We start from the raw sequence: 14,214 nt of genomic DNA on the forward strand, positions 1-14,214 counted from the left end.
CGAATTCACAACAATGGCGTCAGAGGAGGCGGATCGATGAGGATCCTCGTGATCTGCGGGGCGGGTGCGTCCAGCACGTTCGTCGCGCAGCGACTGCGCCGAGCGGCACAGTCGCGTGGCGAACAGGTGGATGCCGTCGCCGGCACCGAACACTCGCTGCACGCAGGACTCGATGGAGCCGACATCGTGATGGTCGGACCGCACCTGAACGCGTCGATGCCCGAAATCGACCGGCTGGCCGCCGAGCACGGTGCCCGAGCGGTTCTGCTGCCCGAGGACGTGTTCGGCGACCTCGACGGCAGCCGCACGCTCGCCCTCCTCGACAGAGCCCTCTCCCCCGGCGACCCCTCAACCCAAAGACCCCAAGACCTGAGCGCCGAAGGCGACGACGAAAGGAAGCCGACATGGCAGAAGTGACCCGCACGGTGCGCGTGGGCTCATCCCACGGACTGCACGCCCGCCCCGCGAAGCTGTTCGCACAGGCCGCGAAGGAGTCCGGCATCGCCGTGACCATCAGCAAGGGATCCGGCGCGCCGGTCAACGCCGCCAGCATCCTCGGGGTCATCGCACTCGGCATCGAGTACGGCGACTACGTCACGCTCGCCGCGGACGACGACCGCGCGAACGACGTGCTCGACGAGCTCACCGAGCTGCTCACGACCGACCACGACCAGTGACCGACGGAAGGACGAATGCGATGAGCACGATGCGCGGAGTGGGAATCGGCCTCGGGGTCGCCCAAGGACCGGTGGCACGCATGGCAGAGCCGCTGGCCGCGCCAGAGGATGCCGCGAGCACCCTCACGCCGGAGGAGGAGTCGGCGCGCGTGCGCGAGGCGGTCGCCGCCGTCGCACGCGAGTTGGAGGCGCGCGGAGAGCAAGCGGGCGGCGCGGCCCGCGACGTGCTCGAGGCGCAGGCGATGATGGCCGAGGACCCGACGCTCGACGACGAGATCAGCACCCGCGTACAGGCGGGGAAGACGGGTGAGTTCGCGGTGCACGACGCCTTTGCGAGCTTCCGCGACACGCTCGCGGCGATGGGCGGCTACCTCGGCGAGCGCGCTGCCGACCTCGACGACGTCGCCCAGCGCGTCATCGCACGCCTGCGGGGACTGCCCGCCCCGGGCGTTCCCGACCCCGGGCACCCGTTTGTGCTGGTCGCGAAGGACCTCGCCCCGGCAGACACCGCGCTGCTCGACCTCGACAAGGTGCTCGCGCTCATCACGAGCGACGGCGGTCCGACCTCGCACACCGCGATCCTGGCGCGCGAGAAGTCGATCGTCGCGATCGTGGGTGCCACCGACGCGGTGAACCTCACCGACGGCCAGACGGTGATTGTCGACGCCGCCCAAGGCATCGTCACGACCGATCCGTCCGCCGACGAGCTCGCGAAGGCGCAGGAGCGCGCCGAGGCACGGCGTGCCGCTGCCGACGCACCGATCACGCCCGGAGCACTGTCGGACGGCACCGCGATCCCACTGCTCGCGAATCTCGGCAAGCCGGGCGGCGCGCAGGAGGCGGTCGAGCTCGGTGCCGAAGGGGTGGGCCTGTTCCGCACCGAGTTCCTGTTCCTGTCGGCCAGCCACGCCCCCACCATCGAGGAGCAGCGCACGTCGTACACCGAACTGCTGCAGGCGTTCCCGGGCAAGAAGGTCGTCGTGCGCGCGCTGGATGCCGGTGCCGACAAGCCGCTCGCGTTCCTCAACGACGCCCACGAAGAGAACCCGGCCCTGGGGCTTCGAGGGCTGCGCGCCCTCCGCGCCAGCGAGGACATCCTGCGCGAACAGCTCACCGCCCTCGCCGAAGCGGATGCCGTCACCGACGCCGATCTCTGGGTCATGGCGCCCATGGTCTCGAACGTCGAAGAGACCGACTATTTCGTGTCGATGGCGCACGAGCACGGCATCAAGACCGCGGGGGTCATGGTCGAGGTGCCGTCTTCGGCGCTCATGGCCGACCGCATCCTGCAGACGGCCGACTTCGCGTCGATCGGCACGAACGACCTCACGCAGTACACGATGGCCGCAGACCGACTGCTCGGTTCGGTCGCATCATTCCAGGACCCCTGGCATCCGGCCGTCCTCAAGCTCGTCAAGGCGACCGCCGACGGTGGTGCGAAGAACGGCAAGCCGGTCGGCATCTGCGGCGAAGCCGCCGCCGACCCGCTGCTGGCCGTCGTGCTCGTCGGGCTCGGCGCGACGAGCCTGTCGATGGCGCCCACCGCGCTCGCCGACGTGCGCGCGACCCTGCTCACCCACTCGCTCGACGATGCCCGTCGCATCGCCGACGCCGCCCTCGCCGCCGATGATGCGGCAACCGCCCGAGCCGCAGCGCAGGCTGCGGCCGCACCGAAGGAGAACCAGCAATGACAACGGCGTCAACGACGAAGCCGGGCGGGGGTGCACGCGTCGCGGTCCAGCGATTCGGCACGTTCCTGTCCGGCATGATCATGCCCAACATCCCCGCGCTCGTCGCGTGGGGTCTGCTCACGGCCCTCTTCATCGAGGTGGGGTGGATTCCGGTCCCGGCACTCGCCACGATCGTCGGGCCGATGATCCACTACCTGCTGCCGATCCTCATCGCGTACACCGCCGGATACATGATCTACAAGATCCGCGGCGGCGTCATCGGCGCGATCGCGGTCATGGGTGCGATCGCCGGGTCCGACTTCCTCATCGCGGCCGTCAACGACGCCAGACTCGCCGAGCTCGGCGGCGTGTGGCCCTCCGACAGCGACCCGCAGGGCGAGGGCCCACTCGGCCAGATCCACATGTTCATCGGCGCGATGATCATGGGACCGCTCGCGGCGTACACGATGCGCTGGCTCGACAAGCTCTGGGAGGGCAAGGTCAAGGCCGGCTTCGAGATGCTCGTCAACATGTTCTCGGCGGGCATCTGGGGCCTCATCATGATGATCGTCGGCTTCTACCCGGTGGCCTGGCTGGTCAACGGCATCATGCGCGTGCTCGGCGGCGCGGTCGGCTGGCTCGTCGATACCGGGCTGCTGCCGCTGACGAGCATCATCATCGAGCCCGCGAAGGTCTTCTTCCTCAACAACGCCATCAACCACGGCGTGCTGACGCCGCTCGGCTTCCAGCAGGCGGGCGACTCGGGCAAGTCGATCCTGTTCCTGCTCGAGGCGAACCCCGGCCCGGGTGTCGGACTGCTCCTCGCGTTCGCGTTCTTCGGCATCGGCGCGGCCCGCGCATCGGCGCCGGGTGCCGCAATCATCCACTTCTTCGGCGGCATCCACGAGGTGTACTTCCCGTACGCGCTCATGAAGCCCATGCTGATCCTCGCGCTCATCGCGGGCGGCATGACCGGTGTCACCACGAACATGCTGTTCGGCGCGGGCCTTCGTGCACCCGCCGCCCCTGGCAGCATCATCGCGATCCTGCTGCAGACGGCGAACGACAGCTACGTCGGCGTCATTCTCTCGGTGATCCTCTCGGCGACCGTCACATTCCTGGTCGCGGCGGTGATTCTGCGGGCATCGCGCAAGCGCGACCTGGCCGCCGAGGCAGCCGGTGGCGACGCGTTCGGAGCGGCGATCTCGCAAACCGAAGCCAACAAGGGCAAGAAGTCCGAGGCGCTGTCGGGCCTCCGTGGCGACGCCGCAGCTGCACCGGCCGCTGCCGCCGCACCGGCCGCTGCCACCACCGACCAGCCGATCAAGAGCATCGTGTTCGCGTGCGACGCGGGTATGGGCTCCTCGGCGATGGGCGCCAGCGTGCTGCGCAACAAGATCAAGAAGGCGGGCGTCGAAGACGTCACGGTGACCAACAAAGCCATCGCGAACCTCGACGGCACCGAAGATCTGGTCATCACGCAGAACCAGCTCACCGACCGCGCGAAGGCGCAGCATCCCGGCGCCCTGCACGTCTCGGTGGACAACTTCATGAACTCGCCGCGCTACGACGAGGTCGTCCAGCGAGTCGTGGATCAGCACTCCGACGGCGCGTAGAGTCCGAAGACCGGTGGTGGGGTCGGGCCGGCCAGATGCCCCCGACCCCATCGCCCCTCTTCGAAAGCGCCCCAGACAGACCGGCAAGCACGAACAGAAAGGTGAAGACCAATGGCACGTGAGGTTCTCAACGTCGGGCAGGTTCGCATCCACGCAGGCTCGGTGAGCCGCGACGACGCGATGCGCGAGGCCGCCGACATCCTGCAGGCCGCCGGCGCGGTCACGTCGGCGTACTACGACGCGATGCAGCAGCGCGAGCAGACCGTCTCGACCTACATGGGCAACGAACTGGCGATTCCGCACGGCACGAACGAGACGAAAGAGGCGATCCTCGACTCGGCCCTGTCGTTCGTGCGCTACGACGGCGGCGTCGACTGGGACGGCGAGCAGGTCACCTTCGTCGTGGGCATCGCCGGCAAGGGTGACGAGCACCTCGAGATCCTGTCGCAGATCGCGCTGTTGTTCTCGGATGACGACGAGGTCGCCGCGCTCAAGGCGGCCGGCACGCCCGAAGAGCTGTTCGCACTCGTCGCGTCGGTGAACGAGGGATGAAAGCGGTCCACTTCGGCGCGGGCAACATCGGCCGCGGCTTCGTCGGGCTGCTGCTGCACGAGGGCGGCTACGAGCTGGTGTTCTCCGACGTCGCCGCTCCCCTCGTCGACGCCATCAACGACGCCTCGGAGTACACGGTGCACGAGGTCGGCGACGGCGGCACCGACAAGGTGGTCACCGGGTTCTCGGCCATCAACAGCGCCGACGACCCGCAGGCGGTGGCCGACGCCGTTGCGACCGCGAACGTCGTGACGACGGCGGTCGGCCCGACGATCCTGAAGTTCGTGGCGCCCCACATCCTCGCCGGGCTCGCCCTGCGCGACCCCGCCGCGCCACCGCTGCAGGTCATGGCGTGCGAAAACGCGATCGGTGCGACCGACCAGCTGCGCGAGCACATCGTCGCCCTCGCCGGCGACGGGTGGGATGCCGTGGCATCGCGTGCCGTGTTCGCCAATACCGCCGTCGACCGCATCGTGCCCGCCCAGCCCGCGGGGGCAGGGGTGGATGTCACGGTCGAACCGTTCTTCGAGTGGGCCATCGAGCGTCCCCCGTTCGGCGACGACCCGCCGAACATTCCCGGGGCGCACTTCGTCGACGACCTCGAACCGTACATCGAGCGCAAGCTCTTCACGGTGAACACCGGCCACGCCACCACCGCGTACTTCGGTGCGCAGGCCGGCATCGAGCAGGTCTCGGATGCACTGGCCGACCCGGCGATCGGCACGAAGGTCGCCTCCGCCCTCGAAGAGACCTCGGCGCTGCTCGAGGCCAAGCACGGGCTCGACGCCGCCGAACTCGCCGACTACCGCGCGACCATCCTGCGCCGGTTCGCGAACCCCGAACTGCCCGACACCGTCGGTCGGGTCGGCCGCCAACCGCTGCGCAAACTTTCACGCCACGAACGGTTCGTCGGGCCCGCCGCAGAAGCCGCCGAGCGCGGGCTCGGTGTCGACGCCCTGGTCGCCGCCATGGCCGCCGCGCTCGAGTTCGACGATCCCGCCGACGAGCAGTCGGTCGAGCTGCAGCGCCTGTTGCGGGAACAGGATGCGGTGACGTTCACCGCGGAGGTCACGGGCCTCGAGCCCTCGCATCCACTGCATCCACGCATCGTCGAGATCGTCGCCGCCCGCCAGGCGGCGCTCACCTGAGCACACCCCCTCGATAGCATTGCCTGAGCGGCCGCAGCCCGATGCGGCCGCTCAGTACGAGGGAATACACGCCATGGCAGCACGCCGCTACGCGGTGATCGGCGCAGGCCCGTCAGGGCTCGCCGCGGCCAGGGCGCTCACCAAGGCAGGACTCGACGTCACCGGGTTCGAAGCGTCGGACGGTGTCGGCGGCCTCTGGGACATCGACAATCCCCGCTCGACGATGTACGAGTCGGCGCACCTCATCTCGTCACGCACGACGACGCAGTTCGCCGAGTTCCCGATGCGGACGACCGTGGACTATCCCGATCACCGCGTGCTCAAGCAGTACTTCGAGGACTACGCCGACGCCTTCGCACTCACCGGGCTGTTCCGCTTCAACACGCGCGTCACGGCGCTCTCCCCCACTGAAGGCGGCTCCTGGGACGTGACCGCGACCTCGCCGGACGGCGAGCACACCGAGACCTTCGCCGGCGTCATCCTCGCCAACGGCACACTCGCCGAGCCCAGCATCCCCACCTTCCCCGGCGCGTTCACCGGGGAGCTGCTGCACACGTCGCAGTACAAGCGGGGCACGTCGCTGGCGGGACGACGTGTGCTCATCATCGGGGCGGGCAACTCCGGCTGCGACATCGCAGTGGATGCCGTGCATCACGCGGCATCCGTCGATATGAGCGTGCGCCGCGGCTACTATTTCGTGCCCCGCTACCTGTTCGGGCGCCCCTCCGACACCCTCAACCAGGGCCGGCCGCTGCCGGCGCGCATCAAGCAGTTCGTCGACACCAGGGTGCTGCGCGCGTTCACCGGCGACCCCACCCGATTCGGGTTTCCCAAGCCCGACTACCGCATCTACGAATCGCACCCGATCGTCAACACCCAGGTGCTCGGACACCTCGGGCAGGGCGACCTGCGCATCCGGCCCGACATCGCGCGCTTCGACGGCGAACGAGTGCACTTCCGCGACGGCACGAGCGGCGACTACGACACCGTGCTGCTCGCGACCGGCTACACCCTCGACTACCCCTTCGTCGATCGCGAGCACCTGAACTGGCGCGGCATGGCGCCGCACCTGTTCCTCAATGTCTTCCCGCCAGGGTTCAACGGCCTGTTCGTCATGGGCATGATCGAGGCTTCGGGCATCGGCTGGCAGGGCCGCTACGAGCAGGCGGAGCTCATCGCCGCGTACCTCTCCGCCGCCGAGGCGGATGCCGCAGCCTTCCGCGCCCGCGTCACCGACGAGCCGTGGCCCGACCTCACCGGCGGCTACCGCTACCTCGCACTGCAGCGCATGTCGTACTACGTCAACAAAGACGCCTACCGGCGCGCCGTACGCGACGCCACGGCATCCCTGCAGCCCGCGTCGCACCCCCGACACCCTCGACGAAGGGGCACCCGATGAACCCCGACGACGTCGTCTTGAACTTCACCCCCGCGACGCTGATGATCCTCAACGTCGTGCTCGGCCTGCTGATGCTCGGCATCGCGCTGGATGTTGCCCCCAGCGACTTCAAAGCGGTGCTGCGCAAGCCGAAGCCCATGATCATCGCGCTGATCGCGCAGCTGCTCGTGCTGCCCGCGGTGACCTTCGGCCTGACGTTCCTGCTGCCGGTGACGCCGTCGATGGCGCTCGGCATGATCCTCGTCGCCTGCTGCCCCGCCGGCAACATCTCGCAGGTGCTCACCCACCGAGCCGGCGGCAACGTGGCGCTGTCGGTGTCGATGACCGCCGTCGGCAACCTGCTCTACCTGTTCGCCATGCCGCTGTCGATCGCGTTCTGGGGGTCGCTGCGCGACGACACCCGTGTCCTGCTGCACGTCGTGGCCCTCAACCCCGCGCAGATGCTGCTGGAGATCGCCCTCATCATCGGGGTGCCGTTCGTCGTCGGGCTCACCGTGCGCGCCAAGCTGCCGACGCTCGCCGCCCGCGTACAGCCGTTCGTCCGCTGGATCTCGCTCGCCGCCCTGCTCGTGTTCATCGTCGCTGCCCTCGCCGGCAATTGGCAGATCTTCATCGCCTTCCTCGGTGTGATCGTCCTCGCCGTCGCCATCCACGACGCCGTCGCCTTCGCGATCGGCTACACCACCGCGGCCGTCGGCGGCATGGGCACCCGCGAGCGCAAGGCCATCACCTTCGAGGTCGGCGTGCGCAACGCGGGCCTCGGCCTCGGCATCGTGTTCTCGTTCTTCGGCGGCCTCGGCGGCATGGCGATCGTCGCCGGATGGTGGGGCATTTGGGACATCATCGCCGGGCTCGTCGTTGCGACCCTGTGGGCTCGCGGCACGAAGCGCCGCACCGGCTCGGTCTCGGGCGACGCGACCCGCCACGCCACGGCATCCGCACCCGACGCCGCGTCGAGCCCCGCGGAGCCCGCGACGTGACCCGCGTCCTGATCACCGGCGGCTGCGGGTTCCTCGGCACCCACGTCGCCCGCTCCCTCACAGCGCGCGACGACGTTGAACTCGTCGTGGCCGCCGACGTGCGAGATCCCGTCGAACCCGTCGACGGCGTCGTCTACGAACGCGGCGACGTCGTCGACCCCGGCGGCATCCCGCCGCTGCTCGACCGGCACCGCATCGACACCGTCGTACACCTCGCGGCGATCGTCAATCCGGGCCGCGACCACGAGACCGAATACCACGTCGACGTCGACGGGTCGCACAACGTGCTCGAGGCGTGCCTTGCAGCCGGGGTGCGGCGCATCGTCGTGTCGTCGTCCGGCGCCGCGTACGGCTATCACGCCGACAACCCGCCGTGGCTGCGCGAGTCCGATTCGCTGCGCGGCAACGACGCGTTTCCGTACGCGCGCCACAAGCGACTCGTCGAACAGCTGCTCGGCGCGTACCGGGCGGCGCACCCCGAACTCGAGCAGGTCGTCTTCCGCATCGGCACGATCCTCGGCCCGACCGTCCGCAACCAGATCACGAGGTTGTGGGACGGCCGCAGCATCCTGCGCGTCGCCGGCTCGGACGCACCGTTCGTGTTCGTCTGGGTCGACGATGTCGCCGCCGCGATGGCGCGCGCCGCGACCGACGGCCCGCCCGGCGTCTACAACGTCGCCGGCGACGGCAGCGTCACCGTGCCCGAGATCGCGCGCCGGCTCGGCAAACCGACGCTCGTGGTCCCGGCCAGCGTCCTCGCGGCCGCGCTGCGCGTCGCGAACGCGCTTCGGTTGACGGTGCACGGCCCCGAGCAGGTCGGATTCCTGCGGTACCGCCCGGTGCTGGCCAACGACGCCCTCAAGACAGAGTTCGGCTACACGCCCCGCCGCACGAGCCGCGAAGCCTTCGAGGCCTACCTCGCCGCCAACCCCGCCGTCACCCGCCGCTGACCCGCCCGGGCCGCACCGACGCGCAACTCAGGAGTTCTCACCGCCGTCGCGCGCGAGACACCGGTTGTTGACCCAGCGACGCCCAGATCTCAGGAGTTCGGCCGGATTCTCCCTCCGAGAACAGGCAACCGGGTCAGGTCGCCGATGGCGACCACGGCACGGCGCGGCGAGCCCCGAGCCGTGCCGAACTCCTGAGTTCTGGTCATCGACATGCCCGGGTGCTGCCGATTGGATGCCGCTGGCCACGAAACTCCGGAGTTCGACCCGCGATGTGTCGCATCGCTGTGCTGCGCGTCGCTTCCTCCACGACGCGGCGATCTACCGGGTCATCCACAATTTGATCGACGGGCGCGTCAGCGGCGACTCCAAGGTGGCAGTTTCGGCCTATGTTCGACTCCGCTCCGCCCCCGACCGTGCGTTCATTCAGCACAGCACAGCTGCGACACGACGGCATAGGTCGCCGAGCGATCGCTGACGCTGTCCACGAAGGAGCGCTCGTCCGTGTTCGCCGCGGCCGCTTCGTTGCACCCGACGTCCCAAGCCCGATCCTTGCCGCAGCACGACTCGGCGCGCGCTTGGATTGCATCTCTCGGCTGCGACGGCTCGGTGTATTCGTCCAGGATCACGCCCGGCTCCACGTGCAGGTCGCGCCGACTGCGAGCCGTCTCCCGGCCTGCCCCGACGATGCCACCCGCCACTGGCGCCCGAGCGATGCGGGCCGCGACGATCTGGAAGTACCGATCACTGAGGCGCTCGCGCAGGCCATCCGATGCCAATCACCTCGCGCCGCAATCGCGACGCTGGACAGCGCGTGGCACCGCGGTCTTGTCGATGAGGCTGATCTGGCGGAAGTGTTCGCGCTCGTCCCGCGGCGGCACCGCCGACTGCGGCCGCTGTTGGATCGCCGAGCCGAATCAGGCATTGAGACGCTGGTTCGACTCATGCTGCGTGCGCTCGGATATCGCGCGGAACTCCAGGTCCGCATCCGCGGTGTCGGGCGGGTGGACCTGCTCGTCGACGGCTGGCTGATCATCGAATGCGACAGTGAGGAGTTTCATGGCTCATGGGAAGACCATCGACGCGACAGACGCCGCGACGCCGCCGCCATCGCGCTCGGCTACACCCCGCTGCGCCTCCTCACTGAAGACGTGCTGTACCACCCCGATCTCATCATCGGCTGGCTACGCGCAGCGCTTGCCCAAGGACCCCGGGCTGACTCCAGGTCGTCCACTCGACGCCCGCGCCCGTGCATTGGGCGCAACTCCTGAGGAATCGCGCCGCGGAACCGTATGGGGGTGGTTCGAGCCCGCCGTCGCCGGATTCTCAGGAGTTCGGCGCCGGGGGAACGCTTCTTCATGGCGCACGACACGCGGCAACACCGGCTGCGGCTCGGCGTCAGTCGGCGGCGAGGAGGCGCTCGTGCTCGGCGACGAGGTCGGCGTCGCGGGCGCGGGCGGCGATCAGGCGGGCGGTGAGGTCGGTGTGGATGCCGGCGATTCCGGCGCGCAGCTGCTGCACGCGCTGTGCGGCGGCCACGACGCGGTCGCGGACCGCCCAGTCGGTGAAGATGTTGTCGAACCAGATGTCGAGTGCGCGCGAGAAGTCGTCGATGCCGAGGTCGCCTGCCGCCGCCATCCCGACGTCGGCGAGCTCGGCGCCCAGTTCGGCGAGGGCACGGTCGGCACGGCGGATGAGATCGGCGGCCTTGTTCATGCGGTCGTGCTTGACGAGGTCGGCGATCATCCCGCCGCCGAAGAACGTGTCGTAGGTCGCCCACCCCGAGGCGCTGTCGAGACACTCTTCGGCTGCGGCGAGGGCCGCGTCGGCGTGCACGCTCGCCTCGATCGCCTGCTGCAGCTCGACGACCTCGGCGTGGAGTGCACCGCGCCGCTCGGCGACCTGGTCGAGCGCCTCGGCCGCACCGTCACCCGCGCGCATCTCATGTTCCCGTGCGGCCAGTGCCCGGCTGTGACGCGCGTCGAGGTCGCCGAACGCTGCGAGTCGGCCTTCGAGGTCGGCGACGCTCGCGTCGTGATCGGCAAGCATTTGCCGCGCCTCGGCGAGCGCGTACTGCGCGGCCTGCACTTCGGCGCGCTCACGCTGCAAGTCGTCGAGGTCGGTGCCGCGCAGGCTCGCCCAGACCTTGGTCAGCGAGAACGACTCCAGCTTGGCAACGTCGCGTGCCTCAGCAGCCAGCGCGGCTTCTGCGCCAGACACCCGCTGCCGGGTCTCGCCCCGTCTCGCCAGCATCGCCTGGAGCTGCCGTTCGAGGCCTGATCGTGCGGTGCGTGCGGCCGCGACCTCGCGCAGCTCATCCCGTGCGTTCCCCATGCTTCGACCCTATCCACCGGGCAGCTCGCTCCCGGCAGGAAGGTCAGGCGCGGAAGCCGTCGGCGATGATCTCGATGAGCTCTTCGCGCTCCTCGACCGAGAGGAATGCTGCGGCGGCGGCGTTGAGCTGGAACGACTCGAGGTCTTCCAGCGTGTATTCGAACGTGTCGACCAGCAGCGACAGCTCGCGCGTGAGCGACGTGCGGCTCATCGTGCGGTTGTCGACGTTGACCGTGACGGCGAAGCCGAGCTGGTACAGCAGGTCGAAGGGGTGGTCGGCGAGCTCTTCGCCCCATGCCGCGATCGCGCCCGTCTGCAGGTTGGACGAGGGTGACAGCTCGAGCGGAATCTCGCGGTCGCGCACCCAGCGGGCCAGGTCGCCGAAGGTGACGCGCACTTCTTCGCCCGAGCGGCCGACGACGTCGAGGTCTTCGGCGATGCGCACGCCGTGGCCCAGGCGCAGCGCGCGACCGTCGATGAGGGCGGAGCGGATTGAGTCGAGCCCCGCGGCCTCGCCGGCATGCACCGTGACGGGGAAGAATTCGGATGCCAGGTAGTCGAACGCCTCGCGGTGGTTCGACGGCGGGAACCCGTCTTCGGGGCCGGCGATGTCGAATCCGACGGCGCCGCGACCACGGAAGTCGACGGCGAGCTTCGCGATCTCGAGCGACCGGTCGGTGTGGCGCATCGCGGTGATGAGCTGGCCGACGCGGATGTCGCCGCCGTTCGCATCGACGGCATCCTCGCCTTCTTCGATGCCCTCTTGCACGGCCTCGACGGCGGCTTCGAGCGACAGCCCCCGCGAGAGGTGCTGTTCGGGCGCCCACCGCACTTCGCCGTACACGACGCCGTCGGCGGCGAGGTCTTCGACGAACTCCTTGGCGACGCGGCGCAGCCCGTCGGCGGTCTGCATGACGGCGGTGGTCAGGTCGAATGTCTTCAAATATTCGACGAGCGACCCGGAGTCGCTCTTTTCCTCGAACCAGTCGGCGAGGTCGTCGGCGTCGGTCTCGGGGATGTCGAGATCGATGTCCTCTGCGAGCTCGATGATGGTCGCGGGCCGCACGGCGCCGTCGAGGTGGTCGTGCAGCGACACCTTCGGCAGCGAGCGGATCGAGACGCCCTGCAGCTTGCGGTCGCCGTGCTGGTCGATGGCCATGTCAGTCCTCTGGGGTGGTGGGAGGGCGGGAGAAGATCAGGCGGTGATGCGCTCGAGCACGAGCGGGGTGGATGCCGGGGCTTCCGCCCCGATCTCCCACGCGCCCTCGAGGGCGTCCATCGCGCGCCCGAAGCGGGTGTCGTCGTCGGCGGACAGCGTGAAGATGGGCTGGCCTGCGGTGACGGTGTCACCGGGCTTGACGAGCAGGTCGATGCCGGCGGCGTGCAGCACCGGATCCTGCGCGCGGGCGCGGCCGGCGCCGAGGCGCCAGGCGGCCACCCCGAACGGCAGGGCGGCCATGCTCGTGATCACGCCGTCGCGATCTGCGGTAACGGTGTGCGTCTCGTTTGCGGTCGGTAGGGGCGCGTCGGGGTCGCCGTCCTGCGCGCGGATCATCTCGCGCCACGTGTCCATCGCACGGCCGTCGCGCAGGGCAGCCTCGACGTCCGCGTCGGGCTGACCGGCGAGGGTGAGCATCTCACGCGCGAGGGCGACGGTGAGTTCGACGATGTCGGCGGGGCCACCGCCGGCGAGCACCTCGACCGATTCGCGCACTTCGTTCGCGTTGCCGATCGCGAGCCCCAGGGGAGTGTTCATGTCGGTCAGCAGCGCCGTCGTGGCCACGCCGGAGTCGGTGCCGAGGGCGACCATCGTGCGAGCCAACTCGCGGGCCTTGTCGACGTCTTTCATGAACGCGCCCGAGCCGAACTTCACGTCCAGCACGAGGGCGTCGGTGCCTTCGGCGATCTTCTTCGACATGATGCTCGAGGCGATCAGCGGGATCGCTTCGACGGTTCCGGTGACGTCGCGAAGGGCATACAGGCGCTTGTCGGCGGGCGCGAGGCCCGAGCCTGCGGCGCAGATGACGGCGCCCACGGTGCGCATCTGCTCGAACATCTCGTCGTTGCTGAGTGCGGCGCGCCAGCCGGGGATCGCCTCGAGCTTGTCGAGGGTGCCACCGGTGTGGCCGAGCCCGCGACCCGACAGCTGCGGCACGGCGACGCCGAACGAGCCGACCAGCGGTGCCAGCGGCAACGTGATCTTGTCTCCCACGCCGCCCGTGGAGTGCTTGTCGACGGTGGGCTTGACGAGGCCGTCGAAGCGCATGCGCTCCCCCGACGCGATCATCGCGTCGGTCATGACGCGGATCTCGTCGCGGGTCATGCCGTTGAGCAGCACCGCCATCGCGAACGCCGCCATCTGCGAATCGGCCACGTACTCGCGCGTGTAGGCGTCGATCATCCAGCGCAGCGCGTCCTCGGGGACGGCGCCGCCATCGCGCTTGGTGCGGATGACGTCGACGGCGTCGAACGGCTCGACGGCGTTCATCGGGCGCCCTCTTCCAGGTCGCGCGGACCGAACGCGTCGGGCAGCACCTCATCGATCGTGCGGATGCCCGACACGGTCTCGAGCAGCATCCCGGGCAGCGCGAATTCGTACAGCAGCTGGCGGCATCGCCCGCACGGCATGATCGTCTCGCCGTCGTTGTTGACGCACACGAACGCGACCAGCTGCCCGCCGCCTGACATGTGCAGGTCGCCGACGAGTGCGCACTCGGCGCACAGGCCGACGCCGTACGAGGCGTTCTCGACGTTGCAGCCGGACACGATGCGTCCGTCGCTCACGAGTGCGGCAGCGCCCACGCGGTAGCGCGAGTAGGGCGCGTAGGCCCGCTGCATGGCGTCGGTGGCGACGTGGCGCAGTTCGTCCCAGTCGATGTCGGTCACGGAAT

Annotated in this window: 14 protein-coding genes; 10 read left to right on the plus strand and 4 right to left on the minus strand. The window is 69.4% G+C overall.

The features are described from left to right. Positions 1-36: 36 nt before the first annotated feature. From ACSF8R_RS03420 to ACSF8R_RS03465, 10 genes are all read left to right on the plus strand, one after another. Entirely contained in the window at positions 37-417 is a 381-nt protein-coding gene (locus ACSF8R_RS03420; protein ID WP_434810456.1) for a PTS sugar transporter subunit IIB, read from the plus strand. Continuing rightward, on the plus strand, positions 405-677 hold the full coding sequence (locus tag ACSF8R_RS03425) for an HPr family phosphocarrier protein (protein WP_434810457.1): 273 nt from the start codon (positions 405-407) through the stop codon (positions 675-677). The genes ACSF8R_RS03420 and ACSF8R_RS03425 overlap by 13 nt, the downstream gene beginning before the upstream one ends. Before the next feature lie 20 nt (positions 678-697). Further along, positions 698-2,368: a phosphoenolpyruvate--protein phosphotransferase gene (gene ptsP, locus ACSF8R_RS03430; RefSeq protein WP_434810458.1), complete on the plus strand. Its 1,671-nt coding sequence runs from the start codon at positions 698-700 to the stop codon at positions 2,366-2,368. Then, positions 2,365-3,963 (plus strand): PTS mannitol transporter subunit IICB, encoded by a 1,599-nt coding sequence (locus ACSF8R_RS03435; protein ID WP_434810460.1) that lies wholly within the window; start codon positions 2,365-2,367, stop codon positions 3,961-3,963. Before ptsP ends, ACSF8R_RS03435 begins: the two co-directional genes overlap by 4 nt. Positions 3,964-4,074: 111 nt before the next feature. Next, complete coding sequence (locus ACSF8R_RS03440) at positions 4,075-4,515, plus strand: PTS sugar transporter subunit IIA (protein WP_434810461.1); 441 nt, start codon at positions 4,075-4,077, stop codon at positions 4,513-4,515. Then, positions 4,512-5,663: a mannitol-1-phosphate 5-dehydrogenase gene (locus ACSF8R_RS03445; protein ID WP_434810462.1), complete on the plus strand. Its 1,152-nt coding sequence runs from the start codon at positions 4,512-4,514 to the stop codon at positions 5,661-5,663. Before ACSF8R_RS03440 ends, ACSF8R_RS03445 begins: the two co-directional genes overlap by 4 nt. 73 nt (positions 5,664-5,736) lie before the next feature. Next, entirely contained in the window at positions 5,737-7,062 is a 1,326-nt protein-coding gene (locus tag ACSF8R_RS03450) for a flavin-containing monooxygenase (protein WP_434810463.1), read from the plus strand. Continuing rightward, the gene (locus ACSF8R_RS03455; RefSeq protein ID WP_434810464.1) at positions 7,059-8,042 is read left to right on the plus strand and encodes a bile acid:sodium symporter family protein; all 984 of its coding nucleotides are present in this window, start codon (positions 7,059-7,061) and stop codon (positions 8,040-8,042) included. Before ACSF8R_RS03450 ends, ACSF8R_RS03455 begins: the two co-directional genes overlap by 4 nt. Next, positions 8,039-8,992, plus strand: a complete 954-nt coding sequence (locus ACSF8R_RS03460) for an SDR family oxidoreductase (RefSeq protein ID WP_434810465.1) — start codon at positions 8,039-8,041, stop codon at positions 8,990-8,992. Before ACSF8R_RS03455 ends, ACSF8R_RS03460 begins: the two co-directional genes overlap by 4 nt. 386 nt (positions 8,993-9,378) lie before the next feature. Further along, entirely contained in the window at positions 9,379-10,260 is an 882-nt protein-coding gene (locus ACSF8R_RS03465; protein ID WP_434810466.1) for a hypothetical protein, read from the plus strand. Between the two features lie 127 nt (positions 10,261-10,387). Here ACSF8R_RS03465 and ACSF8R_RS03470 read toward each other — a convergent pair whose 3' ends face one another. The 4 genes from ACSF8R_RS03470 to ACSF8R_RS03485 are packed head-to-tail and all read right to left on the minus strand — an operon-like array spanning position 10,388 to position 14,209. Beyond that, positions 10,388-11,323 carry a hypothetical protein gene (locus ACSF8R_RS03470; protein WP_434810467.1) on the minus strand — a complete coding sequence of 312 codons (936 nt, stop codon included), beginning with the start codon at positions 11,321-11,323 and terminating at the stop codon, positions 10,388-10,390. Positions 11,324-11,366: 43 nt separating this feature from the next. Beyond that, entirely contained in the window at positions 11,367-12,482 is a 1,116-nt protein-coding gene (locus tag ACSF8R_RS03475) for an adenosine deaminase (RefSeq protein WP_434810468.1), read from the minus strand. A 36-nt stretch (positions 12,483-12,518) separates the two neighbouring features. After that, positions 12,519-13,811: a thymidine phosphorylase gene (locus ACSF8R_RS03480; protein WP_434810469.1), complete on the minus strand. Its 1,293-nt coding sequence runs from the start codon at positions 13,809-13,811 to the stop codon at positions 12,519-12,521. Further along, entirely contained in the window at positions 13,808-14,209 is a 402-nt protein-coding gene (locus ACSF8R_RS03485) for a cytidine deaminase (RefSeq protein ID WP_434810470.1), read from the minus strand. Before ACSF8R_RS03485 ends, ACSF8R_RS03480 begins: the two co-directional genes overlap by 4 nt. Positions 14,210-14,214 lie beyond the last annotated feature (5 nt).

Origin of the sequence: Microbacterium sp. bgisy189 (genome assembly GCF_965345345.1) — a bacterium.
Classification (GTDB): Bacteria; Actinomycetota; Actinomycetes; order Actinomycetales; family Microbacteriaceae; genus Microbacterium.

Excerpts from the sequence above, each read along its gene's own strand:
- ACSF8R_RS03420 (WP_434810456.1), top strand. The coding sequence starts at position 37 with ATGAGGATCCTCGTGATCTGCGGGGCGGGTGCGTCCAGCACGTTCGTC.
- ACSF8R_RS03425 (WP_434810457.1), top strand. The coding sequence starts at position 405 with ATGGCAGAAGTGACCCGCACGGTGCGCGTGGGCTCATCCCACGGACTG.
- ptsP (WP_434810458.1), top strand. The coding sequence starts at position 698 with ATGAGCACGATGCGCGGAGTGGGAATCGGCCTCGGGGTCGCCCAAGGA.
- ACSF8R_RS03435 (WP_434810460.1), top strand. The coding sequence starts at position 2,365 with ATGACAACGGCGTCAACGACGAAGCCGGGCGGGGGTGCACGCGTCGCG.
- ACSF8R_RS03440 (WP_434810461.1), top strand. The coding sequence starts at position 4,075 with ATGGCACGTGAGGTTCTCAACGTCGGGCAGGTTCGCATCCACGCAGGC.
- ACSF8R_RS03445 (WP_434810462.1), top strand. The coding sequence starts at position 4,512 with ATGAAAGCGGTCCACTTCGGCGCGGGCAACATCGGCCGCGGCTTCGTC.
- ACSF8R_RS03450 (WP_434810463.1), top strand. The coding sequence starts at position 5,737 with ATGGCAGCACGCCGCTACGCGGTGATCGGCGCAGGCCCGTCAGGGCTC.
- ACSF8R_RS03455 (WP_434810464.1), top strand. The coding sequence starts at position 7,059 with ATGAACCCCGACGACGTCGTCTTGAACTTCACCCCCGCGACGCTGATG.
- ACSF8R_RS03465 (WP_434810466.1), top strand. The coding sequence starts at position 9,379 with ATGTTCGACTCCGCTCCGCCCCCGACCGTGCGTTCATTCAGCACAGCA.
- ACSF8R_RS03470 (WP_434810467.1), bottom strand. The coding sequence starts at position 11,323 with ATGGGGAACGCACGGGATGAGCTGCGCGAGGTCGCGGCCGCACGCACC.
- ACSF8R_RS03475 (WP_434810468.1), bottom strand. The coding sequence starts at position 12,482 with ATGGCCATCGACCAGCACGGCGACCGCAAGCTGCAGGGCGTCTCGATC.
- ACSF8R_RS03480 (WP_434810469.1), bottom strand. The coding sequence starts at position 13,811 with ATGAACGCCGTCGAGCCGTTCGACGCCGTCGACGTCATCCGCACCAAG.